This window comes from Streptomyces sp. NPDC033229 (assembly GCF_055576875.1).
In genome coordinates this window covers 129483-152045 of record NZ_JBVIQR010000001.1, presented here as the reverse complement: position 1 = coordinate 152045, position 22563 = coordinate 129483, and the positions used below count along the sequence as shown (strand labels likewise).

18 protein-coding genes are annotated in these 22563 nt (G+C 72.2%); 10 read left to right on the top strand and 8 right to left on the bottom strand.

Going from position 1 to position 22563, the window contains the following annotated elements:
- Positions 1-94 precede the first annotated feature (94 nt).
- Positions 95-784 carry a response regulator gene (locus tag ACZ53N_RS00620; RefSeq protein WP_130881757.1) on the bottom strand — a complete coding sequence of 230 codons (690 nt, stop codon included), beginning with the start codon at positions 782-784 and terminating at the stop codon, positions 95-97.
- 151 nt (positions 785-935) lie between these two features.
- Positions 936-3488 (bottom strand): DUF4118 domain-containing protein, encoded by a 2553-nt coding sequence (locus ACZ53N_RS00615; protein WP_469138803.1) that lies wholly within the window; start codon positions 3486-3488, stop codon positions 936-938.
- Between the two features lie 342 nt (positions 3489-3830).
- On the opposite strand from ACZ53N_RS00615, the gene ACZ53N_RS00610 reads away from it, so the two are divergent.
- A complete protein-coding gene (locus ACZ53N_RS00610; protein ID WP_469138802.1) occupies positions 3831-4364 on the top strand; it encodes a GNAT family N-acetyltransferase in 534 nt (177 codons plus the stop codon).
- Between the two features lie 51 nt (positions 4365-4415).
- On the opposite strand, the gene ACZ53N_RS00605 is transcribed toward ACZ53N_RS00610, so the two are convergent.
- Positions 4416-6260, bottom strand: coding sequence for an NAD-binding protein (locus ACZ53N_RS00605; protein ID WP_469139023.1), 1845 nt, complete (start codon positions 6258-6260; stop codon positions 4416-4418).
- A 244-nt stretch (positions 6261-6504) separates the two neighbouring features.
- On the opposite strand from ACZ53N_RS00605, the gene ACZ53N_RS00600 reads away from it, so the two are divergent.
- The 9 genes from ACZ53N_RS00600 to ACZ53N_RS00560 all read left to right on the top strand — a co-directional run bounded on the left by ACZ53N_RS00600 (position 6505) and on the right by ACZ53N_RS00560 (position 16829).
- The gene (locus tag ACZ53N_RS00600) at positions 6505-6759 is read left to right on the top strand and encodes a hypothetical protein (protein ID WP_469138801.1); all 255 of its coding nucleotides are present in this window, start codon (positions 6505-6507) and stop codon (positions 6757-6759) included.
- A 228-nt stretch (positions 6760-6987) separates the two neighbouring features.
- Positions 6988-8277, top strand: coding sequence for an ATP-grasp domain-containing protein (locus tag ACZ53N_RS00595; protein ID WP_469138800.1), 1290 nt, complete (start codon positions 6988-6990; stop codon positions 8275-8277).
- A 29-nt stretch (positions 8278-8306) separates the two neighbouring features.
- Positions 8307-9542 (top strand): NAD(P)/FAD-dependent oxidoreductase, encoded by a 1236-nt coding sequence (locus ACZ53N_RS00590; protein ID WP_469138799.1) that lies wholly within the window; start codon positions 8307-8309, stop codon positions 9540-9542.
- 12 nt (positions 9543-9554) lie between these two features.
- Positions 9555-10985, top strand: a complete 1431-nt coding sequence (locus tag ACZ53N_RS00585) for a SidA/IucD/PvdA family monooxygenase (protein WP_469138798.1) — start codon at positions 9555-9557, stop codon at positions 10983-10985.
- Positions 10982-12349 (top strand): glutamine synthetase family protein, encoded by a 1368-nt coding sequence (locus ACZ53N_RS00580; protein ID WP_469138797.1) that lies wholly within the window; start codon positions 10982-10984, stop codon positions 12347-12349. The genes ACZ53N_RS00585 and ACZ53N_RS00580 overlap by 4 nt, the downstream gene beginning before the upstream one ends.
- A gap of 41 nt (positions 12350-12390) precedes the next feature.
- Complete coding sequence (locus tag ACZ53N_RS00575) at positions 12391-12864, top strand: redoxin domain-containing protein (RefSeq protein WP_469138796.1); 474 nt, start codon at positions 12391-12393, stop codon at positions 12862-12864.
- On the top strand, positions 12857-14167 hold the full coding sequence (locus ACZ53N_RS00570) for an MFS transporter (RefSeq protein ID WP_469138795.1): 1311 nt from the start codon (positions 12857-12859) through the stop codon (positions 14165-14167). The genes ACZ53N_RS00575 and ACZ53N_RS00570 overlap by 8 nt, the downstream gene beginning before the upstream one ends.
- On the top strand, positions 14164-15435 hold the full coding sequence (locus ACZ53N_RS00565) for an ATP-grasp domain-containing protein (protein ID WP_469138794.1): 1272 nt from the start codon (positions 14164-14166) through the stop codon (positions 15433-15435). Before ACZ53N_RS00570 ends, ACZ53N_RS00565 begins: the two co-directional genes overlap by 4 nt.
- Entirely contained in the window at positions 15432-16829 is a 1398-nt protein-coding gene (locus ACZ53N_RS00560; RefSeq protein WP_469138793.1) for a hypothetical protein, read from the top strand. Before ACZ53N_RS00565 ends, ACZ53N_RS00560 begins: the two co-directional genes overlap by 4 nt.
- A gap of 71 nt (positions 16830-16900) precedes the next feature.
- Here the strand turns inward: ACZ53N_RS00560 and kdpC are convergent, their stop codons facing one another.
- The 5 genes from kdpC to ACZ53N_RS00535 form a co-directional block, all read right to left on the bottom strand.
- Positions 16901-17548 (bottom strand): K(+)-transporting ATPase subunit C, encoded by a 648-nt coding sequence (kdpC, locus tag ACZ53N_RS00555; RefSeq protein ID WP_469138792.1) that lies wholly within the window; start codon positions 17546-17548, stop codon positions 16901-16903.
- Positions 17549-17552: 4 nt separating this feature from the next.
- Positions 17553-19670, bottom strand: a complete 2118-nt coding sequence (gene kdpB / locus ACZ53N_RS00550; protein ID WP_469138791.1) for a potassium-transporting ATPase subunit KdpB — start codon at positions 19668-19670, stop codon at positions 17553-17555.
- Positions 19667-21358, bottom strand: a complete 1692-nt coding sequence (gene kdpA, locus ACZ53N_RS00545; protein ID WP_469138790.1) for a potassium-transporting ATPase subunit KdpA — start codon at positions 21356-21358, stop codon at positions 19667-19669. Before kdpA ends, kdpB begins: the two co-directional genes overlap by 4 nt.
- 32 nt (positions 21359-21390) lie before the next feature.
- Positions 21391-21480 carry a K(+)-transporting ATPase subunit F gene (kdpF, locus tag ACZ53N_RS00540; protein ID WP_130881776.1) on the bottom strand — a complete coding sequence of 30 codons (90 nt, stop codon included), beginning with the start codon at positions 21478-21480 and terminating at the stop codon, positions 21391-21393.
- Positions 21481-21783: 303 nt separating this feature from the next.
- Positions 21784-22563: a DUF3710 domain-containing protein gene (locus ACZ53N_RS00535; RefSeq protein ID WP_469138789.1), complete on the bottom strand. Its 780-nt coding sequence runs from the start codon at positions 22561-22563 to the stop codon at positions 21784-21786.

Here is a 22563-nt window from a genome sequence, read left to right as displayed (position 1 = left end):
AACCAGCGTACCGGGCGCCCTCCGGGCGGGATCACGTCCGGACGAGCCCTGCCCCGGTGGACCTTCTTGTCCTCAATCGCCGGACGGGCTGCGGTCACACCTCGAACCGGTACCCCATCCCCGGCTCCGTGATGAAGTGCTTGGGATGCGACGGATCCAGCTCCAGCTTGCGCCGTAGCTGCGCCATGTACACCCGCAGGTAATTGGTCTCGGTGCCGTAGGAGGGCCCCCATACCTCCTGGAGCAGTTGCTTCTGGCTGACAAGACGGCCCGTATTGCGTACGAGCACCTCCAGGAGGTGCCACTCGGTCGGGGTGAGGCGTACGTCCCGCCCGCCGCGGTTGACCTTCTTCGCGGCGAGGTCGACGGTGAAGACCTCCGTCTCGACGATCGCGTCGTCCCCGGCGGCCGCCGCGCCGGTGGGCTCCGCGCGCCGCACGGCGGCCCGCAGCCGGGCCAGCAGCTCGTCCATGCCGAAGGGCTTGGTGACGTAGTCGTCGGCGCCCGCGTCGAGCGCCTCCACCTTCTCGTCCGAGGTCTGGCGGGCGGACAGCACCAGGATCGGCACCCGGGTCCAGCCGCGCAGCCCCTTGATCACCTCGACCCCGTCCATGTCGGGCAGGCCGAGGTCGAGGATGACCACGTCGGGGTGGCGGGCGGCGGCGAGCTGAAGGGCGGTGGCACCGTCGGGCGCGGCGTCGACCTCGTACTTCCGCGCCTTGAGGTTGATCACGAGCGCGCGGACGATCTGCGGCTCGTCATCGACCACGAGCACCCGGTTCATGCGGAACCACCTCTGCTGTTCGTGCGGGCCCCGCCACGGGGCCCGGGGTATCGGCTGGTCGTCCGGGGGTGGTCCCCCGGTGCGGGGCGGCGGCCTGCGGCCGGCTCCGCGCAGTGGTCACGGCGGTGCCGGCGTGGGCCGGCCGCCGGGTTCATGAGGTGGCCTGGGCCGGGAGGTCCGGGCGTACGGGCGGGCGGCCGGCGGCGGCCCGCAGGGTGAGGACCATGGTCATGCCACCGCCGGGGGTGTCCTCCGCGGCGAGCGTGCCGCCCATGGCCTCGGCGAAGCCCCGGGCGACCGCGAGGCCGAGACCGACGCCCGCGCCGCGCGGCGCGTCCCCGTACCGCTGGAAGGGCTCGAAGATCCGGTCCTTCGCGCTGTCGGGCACGCCGGGGCCGCGGTCGGCGACGCGTACCTCCACACGACCGCCGAGGGCGCTCGCGGCGACGAGGACGCCTCTGCCGTCGGGGCTGTATTTCACGGCGTTCTCGACGATGTTCGCGACGCTGCGCTCCAGCAGCCCGGGGTCGACGGCGACCATCGGGAGCGTCTCGGGGATGTCCAGGGTGACGCTGCCCTCGGGGACGCCGCCGAGCGCCATGGGGACCACCTCATCGAGGTCGATCTCTCTGATCAGCGGGGTGACGGTGCCGGTCTGGAGGCGGGACATGTCGAGGAGGTTGCCGACCAGGTGGTCGAGGCGGTCGGCGCCGTCCTCGATGCCGGCCAGCAGCTCGGCCTCGTCCTCCTCCGACCAGGCGACGTCGTCGGAGCGCAGCGAGGTGACGGCCGCCTTGATCCCGGCGAGCGGGGTCCGCAGATCGTGGCTGACGGCGGCCAGCAGGGCGGTGCGGATGCGGTTGCCCTCGGCCAGCTGCTGGGCCCGCTCGGCCTCGCCGACGAGCCGCTGGCGGTCGAGGAAGACCGCGGCCTGGGCGGCGAAGGCGGCCAGTACCCGGCGGTCCTCGGCGGGCAGCACCCGGCCGGCGAGTGCGAGCGCCATGTTGTCGCCGACGGGCATGTCCACGTCCGCGTCCTCGGGGCGCAGCAGCGGCTTGCCGGTGCTGGTGACGACGCTGCTCGCACAGGTCCAGGGGTCCACTTCGCTGGCCCGCTCCAGCAGGGCGACGGATTCCATGGCGAAGGTTTCCCGGACCCGCTCCAGGAGCGCCTCCAGGCTGGTGTCGCCGCGCAGGACGCTGCCCGCGAGGAAGGAGAGGATCTCGGATTCGGCGCGCAGCCGGGAGGCCTGGTGGGTGCGGCGGGCGGCCACGTCCACGACGGAGGCCACGGAGACCGCGACGAAGGCGAAGATCGCCATGGCGACGATGTTCTTCGGGTCGGTGATGGTGAGCCGGTGCACCGGCTGGACGAAGAAGTAGTTCAGCAGCAGGGAGCCGAAGGCGGCCGAGGCGAGGGCGGGCAGCAGGCCGCCGAGCAGTGCGGCCGCCACCGTCATGCACAGGTACAGCAGCATGTCGTTGGCGAGGCCGAGGTCCGGGCCGAAGTTCGTCAGGACCAGGCTGAGCAGGACGGGCCCGGCCAGGCCGACGAGCCAGCCGGCCAGGATGCGGCCCCGGCCGAGGCGGGCGCCGCGGGCGACGGGCAGGCCCCGGCCCTTGGCGACCTCCTCGTGGGTGACGATGTGGACGTCGAGGTCGGGCCCGGAGTCCCGGGCGACGGTCTGGCCGACGCCGGGGCCGAAGATGTACTGCCAGTTCTTGCGGCGGCTGGAGCCGAGGACGATCTGGGTGGCGTTGACGCCGCGCGCGAACTCCAGCAGTGAAGCGGGCACGTCGTCCCCGATCACATGGTGGAAGGTGCCGCCGAGGTCCTCGACCAGCGTCCGCTGGACGGCCAGCTCCTTGGGCGAGGCCGAGGTCAGGCCGTCGCTGCGGGCGATGTAGACGGCGAGGATCTCGCTGCCGGAGCCCTTGGCGGCCATCCGTGAGGCACGGCGGATGAGGGTGCGGCCCTCGGGGCCGCCGGTGAGGCCGACGACGATCCGCTCGCGGGCCGACCAGATGGTCGAGACGCTGTGGTCGGTGCGGTACTGCCGCAGGTACTCGTCGACGCGGTCGGCGGTCCACAGCAGGGCGAGCTCGCGCAACGCGGTCAGGTTGCCGGGCCGGAAGTAGTTGGAGAGGGCGGCGTCGACCTTGTCCGGCTTGTAGATGTTGCCGTGCGCCATGCGGCGCCGCAGCGCCTGCGGCGACATGTCGACCAGCTCTATCTGGTCGGCGCGCCGTACGACCTCGTCGGGCACGGTCTCGCGCTGCCGCACGCCTGTTATCGACTCCACGACGTCGCCCAGCGATTCGAGGTGCTGGATGTTGACGGTGGAGACGACGTCGATGCCGGCTTGCAGCAGCTCCTCGACGTCCTGCCAGCGCTTGGTGTTGCGGGAACCGGGGACGTTGGTGTGGGCCAGTTCGTCCACGAGGGCGACGGCCGGCCGACGGGCGAGGAGCGCGTCCACGTCCATTTCGGTGAAGACGGAGTCTCGGTAGGTGAGCTCACGGCGGGGCACCTCCTCCAGGCCGTGCAGCATGACCTCGGTCCGGGGGCGTCCGTGGTGCTCCACGAAGCCCACGACGGCGTCGGTACCGCGCTCGACCCGGCGGTGGGCCTCGGAGAGCATCGCGTACGTCTTGCCGACGCCCGGTGCCGCGCCGAGGTAGATACGAAGCTTGCCGCGTCCCATGGGCCCCATTGTCTTTCAGGATGCGCGGCGGTGTTCGGCCGGTTTCTCCGAGTCGTGTGCTGCACGGCCGCGCAGGGTCGACCTTACGGCCAGAGATTTGGACAAATGGGGCGCGGGGTGCTCTCACATCAGGTATTGACGCAGTTCTGACGCCCTCCTCCCGTGACTTCGGCCGCCTGGCGCTCGCCCCTGTGCCGCTCGGCGGGGCGAGGCATGATCGGGCACGGTCCGTCCGGGGGTGAGGGGATCGTGCCTAAATGACATGCAATCCGCTTCGCGGGGCGCGCACAATGACGCGGATCGGTTCCTGACAACCCTCTGACGCCCTTGAGGACAATCCGAATGACCGATGTACGCACCGCGCACACCTCCGACCTGACCGACGCCGAATTGATGGCGATCCGCGCCCTGTTGGACGACGCCTTCGAGGGCGACTTCTCCGACGACGACTGGGACCACACCGTGGGCGGTGTGCACGCCCTCGTCCTGGACGCCGGCGAGCTGATCGGCCACGGCTCGCTGGTGCAGCGCCGCATGCTGCACGGGGGCCGCGCGCTGCGCACCGGCTACGTGGAGGGCGTCGCGGTCCGCGCGGACCGCCGCCGCCAGGGCCACGGCGCGGCGGTGATGGACGAGCTGGAGCGGGTCCTGCGCGGCGCGTACGAGCTGGGCGCCCTCAGCGCCTCGGACGACGCCGTGCCCTTCTACACCGCCCGCGGCTGGCAGATATGGCGCGGCCCGTCCGCCGTCATGTCCCCCACCGGCATCACACGCACCGAGGAGGACGACGGCGGCATCTACGTCCTGCCGGTCACCGCGAAGATCGACCCGGACACCGGGCTGACCTGCGACTGGCGTCCCGGCGACGTGTGGTGACGCGGCCCGTCGGGCCGCATGCGGGGCAGCCCTGAGCCGCTGCGCGGCGGCTCACCCGACCCCCGCGCGGGGACGCGGGCCGCGGCCCAGGAGGTCGGCCAGGCCCTGGCGGGTGGCGGCCAGGACGACGCGGTCCTCGGGGCGCAGGACGCGGTCGGGCGGGGGGTCCCACAGCGGGGCGGGGTGGGGGTCCGTGGGGTTGGGGGCCAGGGCGAGTACCTGCCAGGCTCCCGGTTCGACCGCCTCGGCCGCGGTGCGGCCGCGCAGCGCGCTGTGGGCTCCGACCTCCAGGACGGCGATGAGGATCACCTTGCGCTCCACGGGGACCGCACCCTGGATCTGACGTCCCATCATCGCCATGGCGAAGGCGGGCGCGACCAGGTAGGAGACGCTGCGGCTGCGGGTCCACGCCCGGGGGTGGGAGTCGCGCAGGGTGCGGTAGACGGCTTTGGCGAACCGGTCCTCGTACAGCCGCATGACGGCGCGGACGTCGGGCCTGACCGAGCGGGCGTACAGGACCGCTTCCAGGTTGGTGACGTCGCTGCTGGTCAGCGCCATCAGCGTGCGGCTCTGGCCGATTTTGGCGGCCTCCAGCACGCCCTCCTCCGTGACGTCGCCGATGACGGTGGGCACGCGCAGCGAGCGGGCGAGCGCGACACCGCGGGCCTGTGGGTCGCGTTCCACGCAGACCACCGGGATATCCAGCTCGCGCAGCCGGGCCAGCACCCGGGTGCCGATCTTTCCGAGGCCGAGCAGCACCACATGGCCGGCCAGGCCGCGCGGCGGGCGGCGCAGCGCGGAGGCGGAGCGGAAGGTGCCGAGTCCCTCCAGGGCGGCGGCCACCAGCAGGGGAAGGAGCAGCAGGCCGGTGAGCCCGGAGAGGAGTTGGAGGATCTGGCGGCCGAGGGGCTCGCCGACGGCCGGGTCGTTGATGGCGAAGAGGTCGAGGAGCGAGAGGTACGCGGCGTGTGGCGGGTCCTCGTCGGAGACCAGCCAGGAGGCGACGGCCAGTCCGCAGACGGCGGCCGCCAGGCAGATCAGCGCCCAGCGCAGCCGGCGTGAGAAGAAGGACCCGAGCGGCAGGCCGCGGGACGTGAGGCGGGTGGGCGGCTGCGGCGGGGGTGCGTAGCGGACGGTTTCCAGGACGATCCGGCCGCGCCCGGCGGCGGATCGTTCCTCCTCCGCGCCGGGCAGCATGACGGGCCCCGCGTCGGAGCCCGGGGCGGGGAGCAGGGCGAGGGTGCGGGTGCCCGGTGGCGTGCTCGCGCCGGGGCGCAGGGGCGGTCTCTCGACGGCTCGCAGGAACAGCCCGCCCGCTTCGACGACCTTGCTGTGCCCGGAGACGGCCACGGCGACCAGGGCGGGGGCCGCGGTGTCGGCGTCCGACAGGACCGTGGTGGTGGCCTCGGCCGGGGTGCCCCCGAGGTCGCCCGTCCCCACCTGGGCGGCCTGGTCGAGGAGTTCCTCCAGGTACTGGCCGAGACGGCGGTTGTAGAGCCGGATGACCAGACGCAGCCGGGGATTGACGCGACGGGCCCGCAGGGCCGCGTGGATGTTGGTCTCGTCGTCGTCATAGACGAGGGCGAGGGCGGCGGCCCGGTCGACCCCGGCCTCGGCGAGCGCCTCGTCGTCGGGCTCGGCGGCCTCCACGATCCGTACGAGAGCGCCGGGTGCGCCGAGCGGACCCGTGGCTCCGGCAGTGCCGTTGACGCCGGAGGCGCGGCCGACGGCACCGGTCACCCGCCCGAGGAGCGTGGCGGCCCGGCCCGCCGCGGCGGCCGGCCGCGGACGGCCGTCGCGGGCGGGCGGCAGGACGACGGTGACGCGCTCGCCGTAGACGCCGGAGAGTTCGGCCGCGAGCCGGTGGACGAGTCCGTCGTCACCGCAGACCACCATGTGCGGTGCGGCGGGGTCGGCTTGGGGCTGGAGCGGGAGAGAGGCCACGTCCCCAGAGTGCCCTGGCGTGATCGAACGTACAGCGGAATCGGCGAGGTGTGACGATCATTCGGGACGGTCGGCGACCGGGCTCCCCCGCCCACCGGAAGCGCCTCGACGCTGGGATGAACTCCAGGTGAACCCCAGGTAGCCGGGCGCCAGCGGAACGTCAGCCAAACGTTAGCGGCGGACCTCAGAGTCATACATGCCTGCAGGTCAGGCGCAGATTGCCAGCGAACCGGGCGTCTGCAGCACCATCACGCTCAAGGGAATTCCCATCCATACGTTCCACCACCGCACCACCGTGCTCGCCGCCGGGACCGCCGCCGTCCCCGGCCCGGCCCTCACCCCTTCGGCGCGGGCCGCTCCGGGGCGATGCCCGTCGGCCCGGCGGTCGACGCTCCGCCCGGGCCCCCTCGTCGGCGCGGTCCGCACCTCGCGCGCACCGCTCTCGTACTGACGCGAACTCGCCCTGGCGGCGAACAGCACCTCGGCCCCGGTGACCACCGCGGGCGCCGTCGACGACCTCCCCCGAACGTCGACGTCCTCCCCCGAACGTCGATGCCCCGCTGTGAACGTCGATGACTTCCCCCGGACATCGACGCCCCCTGAACGTCGATGACCTCCCCCGAGCGTCGATGACCTCCCTTGATCGATGACCTCCCCTGAACGAAACGAAAGTTGGGCAATGGACGCGAAAGCCCTCCTGTTGCTGGTCCGTGTGGGCTGCTTGCGCGAACAGGCACTGGCCTCCTGGACCGCCCGGACGGATATCGGGCTGGCCGTGGCGGAAAGTGCCACCGCGGCCTATCTGAGACTGGCGGAACAACAGATTCCGCTCTCCCCGGAGCGCCCCGCCGAGGAGATGTACGAAGCCTGCCGGGCCGCCCTCGTGGCGGCGCCGGGTGAGAAGGGTGTGATCGGGTTCCTCGACTCCACCCTGCCGCTCGTGGCCCGGCTCGCCGAGGAGTTCGGCCTGCCGGGGTGCTCGCCGAGCACCCTGCGGAACCTCACGGACAAGACCTGGGCGCGGGAGCGCTTCGCGGAGTGCGGGGTGCCGGGCCCGCGCTTCCGGGTGCTCGACGCGGCCGTCACCGACCCGGCGGACCGGCGGGCGGCAGTCGACGGTCTGACGTTCCCCCTCATCGTCAAGCCCGCCGACTCCTCGGCCGGGCGCGGCGTGGTCCGGGCCGGGGACGCGGCGGAACTCGACGCGGCCTGGGAGGCGGCGGCGCCGTTCACCAAGTCCGGCAGCCTCCTCGCCGAGGAAGAACTGATCGGCGCGGAGATCAGCGTCGAGACGGTCACCGTGGGCGGCCGCACGGTCGTCGTGGCCTGCACCGAGAAGCTGAGCACCCGGGGGGAGTCGTTCGTCGAGCTCGGCCAGGCCGTGCCGGCCCGGCTCTGCGGAGCGTCGAACGCCGAGGTCTCCCAGACCGCGGCGGCCGCGCTGAAGGCCGTCGGCTACGACCACGGCATCGCGCACACCGAGATGATCCTGACCGCCGACGGCCCCCGGATCATCGAGGTCAACCCCCGGCCCGCCGGGGACTGCATTCCGGACCTCATCCGGCTCGCCGGCGGGGTGGACGTCTACGGCATCGCCGCGGACCTCGCCCTGGGACGGGAGGTCGACACCGACGCCCTCGCCCGGAGCACCTTCACCTCGGGCGCGGCGATCCGCTTCCTGACCGGTGAGCCCGGCGTGGTCCGGCGCGTCGACGGGGTCGCCGAGGCGTCCGCCCGGCTCGACCCCGCGCGCGAGCGGCTGGTGCTGCTGACCCGGCCCGGCGACGTCGTCGAACCGGTCACCACCAATCTGCACCGTCTCGGCTATGTCATCGCCGTGGGAGACGACACGGCGACCGCCGTCGAGCGTGCCGAGCGCATCGCCGCGATGGTCTCGGTCGTCACCTCCCCGGCTGCCCCCGGCGAACCCCCCGCCCGCCGTCTGCCCAGTTCGGAGTGCTGGACCTGATGGCAGACGACCTCTCGACAAGGACTTCCATGCGATCCCCTGATTCCTACTGGCTGGACACCGGACCGGGCTGGACCGGAAGCAACGCGGCACTGCCTCGGCGCACCGGCGTCTGTGTGCTCGGTGCCGGTGTGATGGGCTCGACGCTCGCCTACTGGCTGGCCCGGGCCGGGCTGCGGCCCCTGGTGCTGGAGCGCAATCCCGGCCCGGCCATGGGCTCCTCGGGCCGTAACGCCGGACGGCTGATCCAGGGCGGCAACGCCCAGCACGCCCTCGCCATCGAGAAGTTCGGTCATGCCGAGGCGCTGGCCATCTACCGGGCCACCCTCGTCAACCGGGACCTGGTGCGCGAGGTGGCCGCGCGGGAGGGGCTGGAGGCGACCCGCTTCCCCACCACCAAGCTCGACCTCGCCGTCCGCGAGGACGAGGCCGACGAACTGAAGCGGACCGCCGAGGCCCTGCGGGCGGACGGCATCGCCGCCGACTGGCTGGACCTCCCGGCGGCGCGCCGGGTGTTCGGCACCGACCTGCCGGACACCGTCCTGGGCGGCCTGTACCGACCGGACCAGGACGCGGTCCACTCCGTGGCCTACGTACGGGGCATGGCGGACGCGGCGGCGCGGGGCGGCGCGGAGTTCGCGTGCGGCATCACCGTGACGTCCGTGGAGGCGGTGTACGGCGGCGGGTGGGTCGTCACCACCGACGCCGGTCAGGTGATCGCGGACCAGGTGGTCGTCGCGCTCAACGCCTGGACGCCCCGGCTGCTGCCGGAGCTCGCGACGGTCATCACGCCGGTGCGCGGCCAGCTGGTCCAGACCGCCCCCGTGCCCTTCCGCATTCCGCAGTGGGGGCTCGACCGGGGCCTCGTGTACGGCGGGCAGGCCCCGGACGGCTCGCTGCTCATCGGTGGTCTGCGCAACACGGTCCCGGGCCGGGACGAGGGCATCGATCTGCCGGCGGACGACAACACTCCGGCGTTCTCGCCCGAGTTGGCCGGCCGACTGGCCGAGGCCCTTCCCGCGCTGCTGCCGGAGGCCACCGGCGTGCCGGTGGTCCGGGCGTGGAGCGGCGTCATGGCGTTCACCCCGGACCGCTGCCCGCTGGTCGGCGCCTGGCCGGGCACCGAGGGCCTGTGGGTGATGGCGGCGTTCAACGGCCACGGCATGCCGTACTCGCAGGTCATGCCGGAACAACTGGCGGAACGGATCCGCGGCGGTCAGGGGAACGGGATACCCTCCGCGTTCGATCCTGCCCGTTTTCTCTGAGCAGGAGCGACCATGTCACAGTCATCAACGCTTTCCCCGGCCCCCGCGGCCGGGAACCGGAGCACCATCGGCCGCGGTGGCGCTCCCCTCCTGGTGATCGGCGCAGGCCCCAAGGCCATCGCCCTCGCCGTGAAGTCGAGTGTGCTGCGCGCCGTCGGCTTCGACGTCCCCGAGGTCGTCGCCGTCGAGCGGGACCGCACGGCCGCCAACTGGCTGGCGGGGCGCGGCTGGACCAACGGCAAGCAGCGGCTCGGCACCCTCCCCGAGAAGGACCTCGGCTTTCCGTACGACTGCACCGCCTGGGGAGAGCCCCGGGATCCGGTCACCGGTGAGATCGCCCGCCGGATGGCCGGCTTCAGCTGGGCCAGTCATCTGCTCGACCAGGGGCTGTACGCGCGCTGGATCGATCGCAGCCGACCCCAGCCGAGCCACCGGGAGTGGGCCGACTACCTGCAGTGGGCGGCCGAACGGGCCGGCCTGCGCACGGTCACCGGGGAGGTCCGCGCCGCCGAACTGGAGGACGGCGGCTGGACGCTGACCGTCGACGACGGGACGGCACCCCACTCGGTGCACGGTTGCGGCCTCCTGGTCTCCGGGCCGGGCCCGGCCGCGGGCGTGCTGCCGGCCGACGGGGCCCGGGTGCTGGACACCGCGGGCTTCTGGCGGCTCGCCGTGGAGGGCTTCCCGGAATGGGCCCGGACCGTGGTCGTGGTGGGGGCGGGTGAGACCGCGGGCACGATCGTGCGGGAACTCGCCCTCGGCCAGGACCGCAAGGTCACCGTCGTCGCTCCCCGGGCCACGCTCTACAGCCGGGGCGAGAGCCCCTTCGAGAACCGCTACTACAGCGACCCCACCGGCTGGGCCGGCCTGTCCGAGGCGGACCGGCAGGAGTTCATCCGCCGCACCGACCGCGCGGTCTTCTCACAGGAGATTCAGAGCGATCTCGCGCTGACCACCAACGTCTCCTGGGAGCCGGGCCGTGTCGTCGGTACGCAGCCCGCCGACGACCAGGTGGCCGTGGAGATCGCCTACGGCGGGCAGCACCGGACGCACCGGGCCGACCTGGTCGTCGACGCGACCGGTGGTGACCCGCTGTGGTTCACCCGGCTGCTCGGCCCCCGGGCCGAGGACGCGCTGTGGGCCGCGCTCGGCGGGGCCGTGACCCGCGAACGCGTCGAGCGGTCCATCGACGCCTCCCTCGCGGTGGCCGGTCTGCCCGCGCCGCTGCACCTGCCGAACCTGGCCGCCCTGGCGCAAGGCCCGGGCTTCCCCAACTTGAGCTCTCTCGGCCTGCTCTCCGACCGGGTGCTGGCCCTGTACGCCCCGGGCGTGCACACCGACGACACCGCGGTGGCCGAGGACCGGCCCGACCACCGCACGGCCGAGCGGGTCACCGCGTCCGGCCTGAACCACATGGACACCTGGGGAGCCGTACAGCGATGACCGCATCCACACCGAAGACCGTCTCTTCGAAAACCGCGTCTTCACCGAACACCCGCCTCGTCCAGGACGTCGACTTCGTCCAGTTGCTCTTCACCGACATCGCCGGGCGCCTCAAGACCCTGGAGATCCCCGCCGCCCGCTGGGCCGAGGTACGCGACGGCGGCTGGACCCTCGACGGGTCCGTGCTGCTGGGCTACGGCGACCCGGAACACAGCGACCTGCGCCTGGTTCCCGACCCGTCGACGTATGTGCGGCGGCCGTGGACCACGGTGTCCGGGCGCGCCGTCGGCATGGTCTTCTGCGATGTCCTGGACACCGCCGGCCGGCCGTTCGCCGCGGACCCCCGCGCGGTGCTGCGGCAGGCGGTCCGGGCGTCGGAGGCCCGCGGGCAGCGTCCCGTCTTCGGCGTCGAGGCCGAGTTCTACCTGCTGCGGCCCGGCACCCCCGGCAGTGCGGGCGAGCCGGCCGACGGTGCCGGCTACTGGGACGTGAGCGTCGACGAGGAGGCGGACGAGGTCTGCCGGGACATCGCCGAGGCCCTGGCGGCGATGGACTTCACCGTCGACGGGCACCATCACGAGGTGTGCGCGGGCCAGCGTGAGCTCGTCTTCCGCCACGGTGACGCGCTGACCACCGCGGACCGGCTGCTGCTGCTCAAGCACACGGCGCGGGTCATGGCCCGCCGACGCGGTATGTCCGCCGTCTTCATGCCCAAGCCGCTCGCCCACCTCTACGGCAATGCCCTGCACGTCCATGTCTCCCTGGAGGGCACCGAGGCCCCGTCCGGGGCCCTGTTCCACGACGGCACGGACGCGGACGGCATGTCCGCTCTCTTCCGCGACTCGCTCGCCGGCGTACTGGACCACGCACCCGCGCTGACGGCGCTGGGCAACCCGACCGTCAACTCCTACAAGCGGCTCGTGCCCGCCTCCGGCACTCCGGTGCACCGCAGTTGGGCCCGGCACAACCGATCCACGGCCTTCAAGGTCGTCGGGGACAACGCGGTGCCCCGCTCCGTCCGGCTGGAGATGCGCAGCCCCGACCCGGCGGCCAACCCCCACCTGCTCTTCGCGGGCGTACTCGCCGCGTTCGCCGACGGCCAGGACCGGGCTCTGAAGCTGCCCGAGGCGTGCGAGGAGCCGGCCGACCTGCTGACGCCGGACACCCTCGCCACGCGCGGCATCCTTCCGCTGCCCACGGACCTCCCGGCCGCGCTGCGGGCCCTGGAGGAGGACGGCACCATACGCGGGGCCCTGGGTGAGCTCGCCGCCGATGCCCTCGTCCGCAACTCCGCGGCCGACTGGGCGTCATGGCACCGTCTCGTGACCCCCTGGGAGATCGAGCGGTACGCCGAGACCGTCTGACCGCGACCCGCTCCCGCACATCCGACATCGAGGAACCCTCCATGCACATCACCGCCCTGACGACCGAAGGCCCGACGGCCGTTCCCTCCCCCGGCCACCGGTGGACCGCGTTGTTCTTCATCACCGAGCCGGGAATCGGTGAGGTCCTTCCCGAGCTGGCCGGTTGCACGACCGGCCTGTGCTCGGTACGCGACGACGCCGCCCGCCTCGCGCGGGCCGATGTCCGGGTGCTGGGCGTCAGCGCACACGCCCCGGGACACCTGGCCGCGTTCGCGGAAGAGCGCGAACTGGGGTATCCGCTCGTGGGCGACGGCGAGCTGACGCTCGGCCGGGCACTCGGCGTCCCCGAGGTGACGGCCGGCGACCGCACGCTCTTCGCCCGCGCCGCGGTGATCCTCGACCGTGCGGGCACCGTACGGGCCGTGCTGCACCCGGTGCCCGAGCCCGGGCGCCACGCGGAACTCGTCCTGGAGAAGCTCGCGGAGCTCGAAGCCGACGAGAGTGACCGTGCCTGACGCGAACACGGTACGGGGCGGCCGGATCCGCGCGCTGCTGCCCGCCCCCGGGGCGCCCCGCGCACTGGCCCTCTCCACCCTGGTCGGCCAGACCGGCAGCGGCCTCTTCCTGCCGGTCAGCGCGCTGTTCTTCACCCGCTCGGTGGGGCTCGCCCCCACCGAGGTGGGGATGGGGCTCGCGGTCGCCGGTCTGATCGGGCTGGCCGCCGCCGTACCGATCGGGCGGATCGCGGACCGCTTCGGGCCGAGGGGCACCTACGCCGTCACGCTGCTCGGCCAGGCGGCGGCCACCGCCTCGTTCGCCCTGGTGCACTCCCTGTGGGCGTTCGTGCTGGTCAGTACGGTCGCTGCGCTCGCGCAGCGAGGAGGCAACGCCGCCCGGGGTGCCGTCATCGGCAACGTGGGCGCGGGCGAGGAGCGGGTCAGGCTGCGCGCCGTGCTCAAGTCGGTGACCAACATCGGCCTGAGCCTCGGCACCGCGCTCGCCGCCCTCGCCCTGGCCGCCGATTCACGCGCGGCCTACCTCACGGTGGTCTTCGTCAACGCCGCGAGCTATGTCTGCGCCGCGCTGCCCCTGCTGCGCGTTCCACCGGCCGCGGCGGCTTCGGACGAGGGCGCCGGTGGCGGACCGTCCGCCCCGCCGCGCCGCGCGGTGCTGCGCGACCGGCCGTACACCCTGGTCACCGTGTTGTGCGGGATCACCAGCATTCACTACGACGTGCTGTCCCTCGCTCTGCCGCTGTGGATCGCCGGCCACAGCAGCGCCCCGCAGTGGAGCATCTCCGCCGTCATCATGGCCAACACCGTCCTGGTCGTCCTCCTCCAGGTCCCCTTCTCGCGGGGCACGGGGGTGGTGCCCACCGCGGCCGCCGCGGTGCGCCGTTCCGGCTGGGTGCTGTGGGCCGGCTGGGCGGTGATCGCCTGCACCGCCTTCACCGACTCCGCACCGGTGTCCGTCCTGCTGCTCGTCGCGGGCATGGTGCTGCACACCGCCGGCGAGCTGTGGCAGTCGGCGGGCAGTTACGGGCTCAGTTACGAACTCGCCCCGGCGGGCTCGCACGGTGAGTACCAGGGCTTCTTCTCGCTCGGCCGGGGAGCCACCGCGGCGCTGGCCCCCATGGTGGTCACCACCGTGTGCCTGGCCGACGGCCCCGACTGGCGGCCCGTCTCCGGATGGCTGCTGCTCGGTCTCGTCGTCGCGGCGGCGTCCGCCGCCGTGCCCCCGGCCGCCCGTCGGGCGGAACGCGCCGCCGCCGCCCCGGGCCTCATCCCCACACCTCTACCCGTACGGGAGTCAGCATGACCGCCTTCTCGTCCGCACCCGCGGTACCTGTGCCGGCCGGAGCGCACCAGCGGGGCCCGTCGGTCCTGGTCCTCGGTGGTGGCACCCGGCTGCCGAAGGCCCTACGGGGTCACGGCATGCACGTCGTCTACGGCGGTACGCCCGACGAGTTCACCCCCGCGCACCGCGACGCCTGCGACGAGGCGTGGCTCCTCGACGGCCCGGAGGACGACTGGGTCGGCAGGGCGGTGGCTCTGCACCAGGTGGTCCCGCTGCACCGCGTGGTCACCGTGCGGGAGCGGTTCCTGACGGCCGCCGCCCGGATCAATGACGCTCTCGGCCTCGGCGGGAATCCGCTGGACACCGTACGGGCCCTCAAGGACAAGTCGCTGATGCGGCTGCGCGCCGAGTCCCTCATGGAGCAGGGCGCCGTACGGGCGCGGTTGATGCACACGCCCGGCGACGTGGACGCGTTCGTGGCCCGGGTCGGCCTGCCCGTCGTCCTCAAACCGCGTGACGGCTCCGGGAGCGAGGACATCGCGATCGTGCGCGATGAGGACGCCGTCCGCTCCGCGCGACAGCGGGTCCACGCCCTGCCGGGGGTCCTGCTCGCCGAGGAGTTCCTGGACGGCCCGGAGTTCAGCGTCGAGACGTTCACCTACGAGGGGCGTCACCAAGTCCTCGCCCTCACCGAGAAGTTCACCGCTGCGGGCGCTGTCGAGATCGGCCACGTCATCCCCGCGCGGATCGGCGCGGACGATCGCACCGCGCTCGAGGAGGCGACCCGCCGGTTCCTCGACGGGATGGGTTTCGTCGAAGGGCCCGCCCACACCGAGCTGATCCTCACGGCGAACGGACCCCGCGTCGTGGAGTCGCACAACCGGCCCGGTGGCGACGGCATCGTGGACCTCGTCCGCCATGTCCGCGGCGTCGACATCCGGGATCTCCTGGCGGCCCGGATCGCCGGTGCCGAGCCTCCCGCCCCGGCGGCGGACCCGGCGGGCGCCGCCGCGACCTGGTTCCTGACGGCCACCCCCGGAGTCGCCACCGAGGTCTCCGGCTGGGAAGCGGCCGCGGCCCGGCCGGGAGTCGTGTCCGTGTCCCCCGGCACCCGGGCCGGGGACACCGTGTCCCCCTTGCGCGGATCCGGTGATCGGTGCGGCTCGGTGACCGCGGTGGCCGCGACGCCCGACGAGGCCCTGAAGCGGGCCCGCGACGCGCTCGCGCTCGTCACCCTGCGCACCACCCCCTCCGCCCAGCCCAGCACCGAGAGCCGAGAAGGCCGATGACCCCTGCCGCCCTCCCCGCCCCCGCCGTCCGCAACTCCCTGACCGAGCGGTATCTCGCCTCGCCCGCCGGTGCGGGCGCGGTGTGGCCGAAGTCGCCGGACCAGGCCCGGCTCAAGGCCGTGCACGGAGCGCTGGAGGACCGCTTCCTGACCCGCCCGGCCTTTCTGGAGGCCGCGGAGGCGGATCTCCTGGAGAGCGACCTGAACGGCGTGCTGGACCTGCTGTTCTCCTTGCCGGACCGGCTCTTCGACGGCGACGCGCACGCCTTCGCCGCCGCGGTGGGGCTGCGCCCCGAACAGGCGCGGATCGCCCTGCGGCCCCCCGTCCCGGAGCCCGCCAGGATCGGCCGCGCGGACCTCTACCACGACACCACGGGCTTCCGGCTGCTGGAGTTCAACATCAGCAGCGCGCTCGGCGGTTTCGACACCCCCGAACTCAACCGGCTGCTGCTGGGGGACGAGAGGCTGGCCGACTTCGCGGCGACGGAGGACCTGACCTTCCCCGACGCCGTCGGCGCGCTCGCCGATCTCCTGCACGCGACGGCGAAGGACGCCGGATCCGGTGCGGGGACCCCCACGGTCGCACTCATGGACTGGTGGCCCGGGTACCGCAAGACGGAACCCAAGATCCGCGCCCTGGCCGCGCTGCTGGAGCGGTACGGCATCGAGGCCGTCCCCTGTCACACGGGCCAAGTACGGGAGACCGGCGGCCGGATCACGGCCGACGGTCGCCCCGTCGACGTCGTCCACCGCTATTTCACGCTCGGCGAGCTGACCGCCGACGCCGCCTCCCTCGCCCGGGCCGAGGAACTCCTCGACGCCTTCGCGCGGTGCGGTACCCCGGTGGTGTCCCCGCTGCGCACCTCCATGCACGGCAACAAGCGGGCGCTGGCCATGCTGTGGGAGGAGCGCTGCCGGGACACCTACGACCGGTCCGAACGGGCCCTGGTCGAGCGGTTCCTGCCCTGGACGCAGGAACTGCGGCAGGGCCCCGCCTCGGTCCGCGGCGAGGAGGTGGACCTGCTCGCGTACTGCGCGCGACGCCGCGAGGACCTCGTGCTGAAGCCCTCGCACGGTCTCGGCGGTGTCGGCACCGTGCTCGGCCGGAGCGTCGGCGACCAGGAGTGGGCGACGGCCCTGTCCCGGGCGGCGGAAGGCCAATACGTCGTACAGGAACTGGTCACCCCGAGCCCCGAGGAGTTCCCCGACCGGAGCGCGGCCGGCCACTCCCCCTGGGCCCTCAACTGGGGTGCCTTCCTCATCGGCCGGCAGTACGCGGGCGCCTTCCTGCGGGGTCTGCCCACCGACCGGGCCGACGTGATCTCCTACGACAACAAGGCCTACGCCGGCTGCGTCTTCCAGGCCCCCCGCCCGGACCGGCGGACCGCGCCCTGACCGAGGCCGCGCCGACGCGTGAGGGGCCGACAGCGAAAGCTGCCGGCCCCTCACGACGTTTCCCCGCCGTCCTACGCTGTGGCGAGCTTCCGCAGCGCGATATTGAGCTTGAGCACGTTGACGCGCTCGTTGCCCATGAACCCCAGGACGCGGCCGTCCGTGTGGTCCTCCACGAGCTTGCGGACCGCGGCCGCCGACAGGCCGTTGGCCTTGGCGACGCGCTCGGCCTGGAGGCGGGCGTACTCCGGGGAGATGTCCGGGTCGAGACCGGAGGCGGAGGCGGTGAGGGCGTCCACGGGGACCGAGGACGGGGAGACGCCGTTGAAAGCCGCGACGTCCGCGCGGCGCTGCTCGACGCCGGTCAGCAGGACCTTGCTGTCGGCGGCGAGGTTGGAGGCGCCGGACACCAGGATCTTGTACTGGGTGTTCTCGGTGTTGGCGCCGGCCGCGGAGGCGCGCGGCTGGAAGAACTTGGGATCGGGCAGCGGGTTTCCGTCCTTGTCCTTCTTGTCGAGGTCGTAGCGCTGGCCGAGCCGTTCGGAGCCGACGGACCTGCCGTCGGCCGTCACCTCGGAACCGTTGGCCTTGTCGTGGAAGACGGCCTGGGCGACACCGGTGACGACCAGCGGGTAGATCACGCCGCAGACCAGCGTGAGGACGAGCAGGGCCCGCAGCCCCGCCCCCACCACGCGGAACGTACTGCTTACGGAGTTGTTCATGACGTCACCCGATGCCAGGGATGAGGGAGATGAGCAGGTCGATGATCTTGATGCCGATGAAGGGCGCGATCAGCCCGCCCAGCCCGTAGACGGTGAGGTTGCGCCGGAGCATGCTGTCCGCGCTCATCGGCCGGTAGCGCACGCCCTTGAGGGCGAGCGGCACCAGCGCCACGATGACCAGCGCGTTGAAGACGACCGCCGAGAGGATCGCGGACTCGGGCGAGGCCAGGCCCATGATGTTGAGCTTGTCCAGACCCGGGTAGACCACCGCGAACATCGCCGGGATGATCGCGAAGTACTTCGCGACGTCGTTGGCGATCGAGAAGGTGGTGAGCGCCCCGCGGGTGATCAGGAGCTGCTTGCCGATCTCGACGATCTCGATGAGCTTGGTCGGGTTGGAGTCCAGGTCCACCATGTTCCCGGCCTCCTTGGCGGCCGAGGTGCCGGTGTTCATGGCCACGCCCACGTCCGCCTGGGCCAGCGCCGGGGCGTCGTTGGTGCCGTCGCCCGTCATCGCGACGAGCTTGCCGCCGGCCTGCTCGCGCTTGATGAGGGCCATCTTGTCCTCGGGGGTGGCCTCGGCGAGGAAGTCGTCCACGCCCGCCTCCTCGGCGATGGCCTTGGCCGTCAGCGGGTTGTCACCCGTGATCATGACGGTCTTGATGCCCATGCGGCGCAGCTCGTCGAACCGCTCCCGCATGCCCTCCTTGACGACGTCCTTGAGGTGGATGACACCGAGGACGCGGGCGCTCCTGTCGTCCTCGATCGCGACCAGCAGCGGCGTGCCGCCCGCCTGGGAGATCTCCTCGGTGAGCTTCCGGGTGTCCTCGGCGACCCGGCCGCCGCGCTCCTCGACCCAGGCGACGACCGAACCGGTCGCGCCCTTGCGGACCTTCCTGGCCACCCCGTCCTGGACGACGTCCACGCCCGACATCCGGGTCTGGGCCGTGAACGGCACCCACTCGGCGCCGACGAGCTCGCCCTCGTGCCGCTCGCGCAGGCCGTACTTCTCCTTGGCGAGGACGACGATCGAGCGGCCTTCCGGTGTCTCGTCGGCGAGCGACGAGAGCTGGGCGGAATCGGCCACCTCGGCGGCCGTGGTGCCCTTGACCGGGACGAACTCGGCGGCCTGGCGGTTGCCGTAGGTGATGGTGCCGGTCTTGTCGAGCAGCAGCGTGGAGATGTCACCGGCCGCCTCGACCGCGCGCCCGGACATCGCCAGCACATTGCGCTGGACGAGCCGGTCCATGCCCGCGATGCCGATCGCGGAGAGCAGCGCGCCGATGGTGGTGGGGATCAGGCAGACCACCAGGGCGGCGAGCACGATCATCGACTGCTCGGCGCCCGCGTAGATCGCGAAGGGCTGGAGGGTGACGACGGCGAGCAGGAAGACGATGGTGAGCGAGGCGAGCAGGATGTTGAGCGCGATCTCGTTCGGCGTCTTCTGCCGGGCGGCGCCCTCGACCAGATTGATCATCCGGTCGATGAAGGTCTCGCCCGGCTTCGTCATGATCTTGACGACGATGCGGTCGGACAGCACCTTCGTACCGCCGGTGACCGCGGACCGGTCGCCGCCGGACTCGCGGATGACCGGGGCCGACTCGCCCGTGATGGCGGACTCGTCGACGCTCGCGACGCCCTCGACGACGTCACCGTCGCCGGGGATGATGTCGCCGGCCTCGCAGACGACGAGGTCGCCCACGCGCAGCTCGGTGCCGGGCACCGACTCCTCGACGCCGCCGCTGAGGCGGCGGGCGACCGTGTCGGTCTTGGCCTTGCGCAGGGTGTCGGCCTGGGCCTTGCCACGGCCCTCGGCGACGGCCTCGGCGAGGTTGGCGAACAGGACGGTCAGCCACAGCCAGACGGTGATCGCCCAGCCGAACCAGTCACCGGGGTCCTTGATCGCCAGCACGGTGGTGACCACCGAGCCGATGAGGACCACGAACATGACGGGCGACTTGACCATCACCCGCGGGTCGAGCTTGCGGAACGCGTCGGGCAGCGACTTGACCAGCTGCGCCGGGTCGAAGAGGCCACCGGAGACGCGTCCGTGCTCCTCGGAACCCGATGTGCTCGCCTCGGTCTCCTCGGGGGCGGTACGTACAGGGGTGGTCGTGCTCATGAGAGTCCCTCCGCCATCGGGCCAAGGGCCAGTGCCGGGAAGTAGGTCAAGCCGGTGATGATGAGGATCGCGCCGACGAGCAGCCCGGCGAAGAGCGGCTTCTCGGTGCGCAGGGTGCCCGCGGTCTCGGGCACCGGCTTCTGCTCGGCGAGCGAGCCCGCGAGCGCCAGGACGAACACCATCGGCAGGAAGCGGCCGAGCAGCATGGCGAGGCCGATCGTGGTGTTGTACCAGGGGGTGTTGGCGTTGAGGCCGCCGAACGCGGAGCCGTTGTTGTTGGCGCCGGAGGTGAAGGCGTAGAGGACCTCGGAGAAGCCGTGCGCCCCGCTGCCGTCCACCGAGTTGGCCGCGGTGTTCAGCATGGACGCGGGCGGCTCGGACAGCGCCATGGACAGGGCGGTGAAGCCGAGCACGAGCGTCGGGGTGATGAGGATGTAGCACGCGGCGAGCTTGATCTCACGGGTGCCGATCTTCTTGCCGAGGTACTCCGGCGTACGGCCGACCATCAGGCCGGCGATGAACACCGCGATGATCGCCATGACGAGCATGCCGTAGAGGCCGGAGCCGACGCCGCCGGGCGCGATCTCGCCGAGCATCATGCCGAGCAGCGTGAGGCCGCCGCCGAAGCCGGTGAACGAGGAGTGGAAGGAGTCCACCGCGCCGGTCGAGGTCAGGGTGGTGGCGACTCCGAAGATCGCGGAGGCGCCGACGCCGAAGCGCTGCTCCTTGCCCTCCATCGCACCGCCGGCCGCTTCGAGCGCGGCACCGTGGCCCGCGAACTCGGTCCACATCATCAGGGCGGTGAAGCCGAGCCAGATGACCCCCATCGTGGCGAGGATCGCATAGCCCTGCTTCACATTGCCGACGAGCCTGCCGAAGGTCCGGGTCAGGGCGAACGGGATGACCAGGATCAGGAAGATCTCGAAGAGGTTGGTGAAGGCGTTCGGGTTCTCGAACGGGTGGGAGGAGTTGGCGTTGAAGTAACCGCCGCCGTTGGTGCCCAGCTCCTTGATGACCTCCTGCGAGGCCACGGCTCCGCCGTTGACCTGCTGGGTGCCGCCGGTGAGCTGACCGACCTCGTGGATGCCCGCGAAGTTCTGGATCGCGCCGCACGCGACGAGCACCAGCGCGCCGACCACGGAGATCGGTATCAGGATGCGGACGGTGCCGCGCACCAGGTCGGCCCAGAAGTTGCCCAGCTCGCCGGTGCGGGACCTGGCGAAGCCCCGGACGAGCGCGATGGCGACGGCGATGCCGACGGCGGCGGAGACGAAGTTCTGCACGGCCAGGCCGAGCGTCTGCACGGCGTGGCCCATGGCCTGCTCGCCGGAGTACGACTGCCAGTTGGTGTTGGCGACGAACGAGGCGGCGGTGTTGAACGCCTGGTCCGGGCTGATCGCGGTGAAGCCGAGCGAGACCGGGTCCGGCAGGACGCCCTGAATCCGCTGGAGCAGATAAAGGAAGAGCACACCGACGAAGGAGAAGGCCAGAACGCCGCGGAGATAGGCGGGCCAGCGCATTTCGGCGTGCGGGTCGGCGCCGATCGAGCGGTAGATCCACTTCTCGACGCGCAGATGCTTCTCGGAGCTGTAGACACGGGCCATGTAATCGCCCAGCGGGCGATAGACCAGTGCCAGCGCCGCGACGAGGGCGGTGAGCTGGAGGACTCCGGAGAGAACAGGGCTCATATCTCCCGCTGCGGTAGCAGCAATAGGCACGGTCAGAACCTCTCCGGGAAAACGAGGGCGAGGATCAGGTAGCCCAGCAGGGCGACGGCCACGACCAGACCGACGACGTTCTCGATGGTCACAGCTTCGTCACCCCCTTGGCGACGAGAGCCACCAGCGCGAAGACCGCGATCGTGGTGACGACGAAGGCCACGTCGGCCATCGTGTGCTCCTAGAGGGTTCGGATATGAACGGACCTCTAGAGGAAACCTCTCCGATCGACCCGTAAGCGGTCCGTTGACGCCTCCCTTACGGCCATTAGCGCGCCCTTGACGAGATTCATACGCCCACCGCGTGGACCTGCGAAAACGACGCTGGGCCGCAACCCCCAAAAGGGGTTGCGGCCCAGCGGAACGACTCGATCCAGCCGCTTGACGCGCGTTTTCTCAGCGGATCTCGGAGATTTCCGGGCCCCGCTGGAGGCGGTCCACGCCGCCCGCGAACCGCGAGCCCTCCGGCTCCTCCTGCTGCAGGCCCTCGGCCACCATCTGCGCGTCGTCCGGCAGATTCAGCACGATGGGGTCGCGGGGCGCCATCGGGGAGTCGCCGCGGACGACGACGGTGTCCAGGAAGATCTGCTCCAGCAGTCCGGCGGTCTGCGGCTGCACGGCACCCTGGCCGGAGATCACACCGCGCAGGAACCAGCGCGGTCCGTCACAGCCGACGAAGCGCACCAGCTGCACGCCGTTGGTCCCGTCCGGCAGCGTCACCGGCACCTGGGCCCGCAGCTCCCAGCCGAGCGGCCCCTGGACCTCGTCCACGACACCGCCCTGCTGGGTGATGCCGCTCGCGATCTCGTCCCGTACCTCGTGCCAGATGCCCTCGCGCTTGGGGGCGGCGAAGGCCTGCAACTGCACGGCGCTGTCGCGCAGCACCACGGTCGCGGCGACGATCGCGTCACCGGCGACCTCGACCCGCAGCTCCATGCCCTCGACCCCGGGCACGAACAGTCCGCCCAGGTCCACCCGGCCCTCGCCGGGCTCCCGGACCTCCGCGATGTCCCACGGCCCGTCGGGGCGCGGCTCCGGCTCCAGCCGGACCCGGGTCTCGGCCGCGGTGTCCTGTGCGGACTCGTCGGCGAGGGAGTCCTCAGCCGACTCCTCGGAGGTCACACCGTCGACCTGATCGACGGCGTCCTCGCTCTGCTTGCGGCGACGACCGAACAC